Raw genomic sequence first — 597 nt, 5'->3', positions numbered from 1 at the left:
TAGGGTATTAAACTTACAATATTGGAATTCCTCTGTCTTTAAATTTGAATGAAATGATTCAATCACCGCATTGTCCCAACAGTTCCCTCGTCTGGACATACTACCTACTAAATGATGTTCCTTCAAATAATTTTGAAAAGTATACGATGTATACACACTCCCCTGATCGGAGTGTATAATAACTCCTTCTGGCTGATTGCGTTTATCCAAAGCATCCTGCAGTGTATCAATTACTAATGTCGTTTGTTGATGATTATAAATCTTATAAGCTACGATTTCATTATTATACAAATCCATAATCGTAGACAGATATAATGTTTCGCTGCCATACTGGATATACGTAATGTCCGTTACCCACTTCTCATTTGGTTTACTTGCACTAAAATCACGATTAAGAATATTAGGTACAATGACTTCACTTTCTCCCTGCGATTTCCACTTGCGTTTTGGTTTCACCTTACACTGCAAATGATGCTTCTGCATAATGTTTTGAACTGTGTTCCTATTAAGATGAATATGATGTTCTCGCTTTAGAATAGCTCTAATTTTCCTATGACCATTTCTATATTTAGTAGCCTTACAGATTTCAATAATTAA

General features: G+C 34.3%; 1 protein-coding gene. It reads right to left on the bottom strand.

What is annotated here, in order from left to right:
* A partial coding sequence (locus tag ACTQ5K_RS25525; protein ID WP_441994453.1) for an IS3 family transposase occupies positions 1 to 597 on the bottom strand: 597 nt, incomplete at both ends.

The organism is Niallia sp. Sow4_A1, from assembly GCF_052116745.1.
Taxonomy (GTDB): domain Bacteria; phylum Bacillota; class Bacilli; order Bacillales; family Cytobacillaceae; genus Niallia; species Niallia hominis.
This window is presented reverse-complemented; position numbering and strand designations above follow the sequence as displayed.